This window comes from Synechococcus sp. H55.2 (genome assembly GCF_047462495.1).
Taxonomy (GTDB): domain Bacteria; phylum Cyanobacteriota; class Cyanobacteriia; order Thermostichales; family Thermostichaceae; genus Thermostichus.
Genome location: NZ_JANSJH010000168.1, coordinates 1 through 2589, shown reverse-complemented (window position 1 = coordinate 2589; position 2589 = coordinate 1). Strand labels below are relative to the sequence as shown.

The window sequence follows — 2589 nt, the reverse complement described above, 5'->3', positions numbered from 1 at the left end:
TTCCAAGACAACTTCGGCAAGACGCCCTGAGAGGGTTTGCAAGGCAAGCTGGGCATCGGTAACCTTGGCAACTGTGTCGGCCACTCTGGTTACAGCTTCGGCCAACTGGACAAACCGCGTCTCGATCTCTTCATTCGTCATAGCCGGATCCGTCTAGCGGTGGCTAACCGATCGTAACTTTGGATCAGAGCGGGCTGTAATCCGCAAGAACTGGTCGGCCAACGTGAGTTGTCAACCTAGGGATCCAGCCTTGCAAGCTAGCCAGTCAGCGCCAGCAACGTGGTGTAGATCCCCTGCAGCGAGGCGAGGGCTTGATGCCAGAGGGTGTGGGTCGGCGCCCACCTGTCCAGACCCATAGCCCCACACAGCAGCAGCAAATAGAGGTTGGCGAAGGTGAAAAGGGAGGCCGCCCGCTCCCGATTGTGGGGATCCTGCAGCAACTGCACCGCCTTCCAAACCAAGAGGGATCCCAGCAGCGCCGCCACACTCAAGTAAAAGGATCCCAGCACCCGCAAGGGGTAAACCAGCAACAAGCTGACCGGAAGTATCAGCAGCGCGTAGAGGAGAATCTGGGCGGCAGTCAACCTTTCTCCGGCCACCACCGGCAGCATCGGCACGCCGGCGCGGGCGTAGTCTTCCCGCTTCAGAATGGCCAAAGCCCAAAAGTGGGGCGGGGTCCACAAAAAGATGATGACAAACATCACCCAAGCAGCCCAGCTCAGCTCGCCCGTGGCCGCCGCCCAGCCCACCAAGGGCGGGATCGCTCCTGCCGCTCCCCCGATGACGATGTTCTGGGTGCTGGAACGCTTTAGCCAGTGGGTGTAGACTCCCACGTACACCAGGATCCCCAACATGGCCAAACCGGCGGCCAGCAGGTTGGTGAAATAGGCCAGCAAACCAAAGGAAGTCACGGCTAGGATCCCGGCAAACAGGAGAGCATGTCTCGCCTGAATGCGACCGGAAGGCAAAGGGCGATGGCGAGTTCGCTCCATCATGCGATCGATATCGGCGTCATACACCATGTTGATGACGTTGGCCGCTGCCGCTGCCATCCCGCCCCCCACGAGGGTGACGCCAAACTTCAGGGGATCGCTGTTGCCCGCCATCCACATCGCGCCGGCCGTGGTCATCAGCAAGAGGGCGATGATCTTCGGCTTCACCAACTGGCTATAGCTGCGCAAAACCTGGGATACCGTTCGGTGATGGCAGACTTGGGAAGGGATCCGTGTCGGTGCGGCTCGGTAACGGTCTTGGAAAACATCCTGCATGGAAATCACTCACCGGTCATTTCTGCGGTCATGGCCATCCACCGGGCTTCTTCCCGCTGAGTTCGCATTTGCCAGGCCAGAACCGTAAAGCTCAGCAAACAGGCCAGCAAAGCTGCACCGATCATCTGATGGGCCACCGTCAGCGGCTCCACCTGCAGCCGGTAGCGATAGGTCAAGATGCCGATCCCCACCTGGGCCAACAGCAGGCCGACAGACCCGTGACCCAAGAACTTGAGGAGCCGCGGGATCCGCTTGCGCCTTAGCCCGGTGGCCACCGCCACTGCCAACACCCCAAGGGTAGCCGGAGCCACGCCCAGCAAGTGGCTGTTCATCACCCCGCACAGCTCGCCAGCAGCAAAGCACTGGTGCAAAGCCCATTGGGAAGCCACCAGGGCGCCAAGAAGGCTCTGAACATAGATCAGCAGCACCGCCCCCAAGCCCAGCCAAGGCAGGTAGCCGATAGAAAATGGCCCTTCACCTGGCTGCCCCCGCAGGACAGAGCCCTCAGAACCGGATCTTGTCAAGGCCAGCAATCCCAGGGTGAGCAGCGTGGCAAAGAACAGCAGGCCCGTGCCCAAGTGGGCCGTTACAATGTCAAAGCGCAGCAGCTCCGTCACCGTCAGCCCACCCAGGATCCCTTGCACCAAGACCAGAACAAAAGCCCAGCTCAAGCCCCAGGGCAGCCAAGTAGGCAATGCCCGGCGCTTCAGCCAGGCAAACCCCATCAGAACCAGGGTAGCCAAGCCTATCGCAGAAGCCACCATGCGGTGAAACCATTCCAAAAAGACTTGTAGGTTCATCTGCTGAACAGGCACAAGCTCCCCATAGCAAAGGGGCCAATCCGGACAAGACAGCCCAGCGTTCATGACTCGGGTGGCACTGCCCAGCCCCATCAACAGCCAAGTGGCCACTGCCAGCCCCAGCAGAGCTTGCCCCATGCGCAGGGAAAGCCTGTCAGAAGGCACGGGATCCCGCCGGGAAGAAGGCTGGAATTGAGAGATCGAAGAATCCATCGCAGTTGAGGGCAGAAGATCAAGCCAACAGTTCAAGCAGGCTGTACGGCAGGGATGGGTCGAGCCGACAAAGCCTGGCCGGTTCGGTCTCAACAAGAATGCAAGTTACCCGGCATCCAACCCTAGTCACGAATCTTAAATGCGGTTTTGCGGCTGGCGAAGGCTTTTTAAGAATTTCTTTCTGGAGGCGCACATGCTTCAGCTAGAAACTGCAGGAGCCCCGCCCTGTACCCGTAGGGTCAGGGGCGGGAGGAATGCGGACGATGGATAATCGTGACATGGCCCAAGTCCTGACTATCTCCTGCAAG

At 59.8% G+C, this 2589-nt stretch carries 2 protein-coding genes; both read right to left on the bottom strand.

The features are described from left to right. Positions 1 to 257: 257 nt before the first annotated feature. Complete coding sequence (locus NW844_RS12635; RefSeq protein WP_414336149.1) at positions 258 to 1268, bottom strand: heme o synthase; 1011 nt, start codon at positions 1266 to 1268, stop codon at positions 258 to 260. Positions 1269 to 1273: 5 nt separating this feature from the next. Then, entirely contained in the window at positions 1274 to 2281 is a 1008-nt protein-coding gene (locus NW844_RS12630; protein WP_414336147.1) for a COX15/CtaA family protein, read from the bottom strand. Between the last annotated feature and the right edge of the window lie 308 nt (positions 2282 to 2589).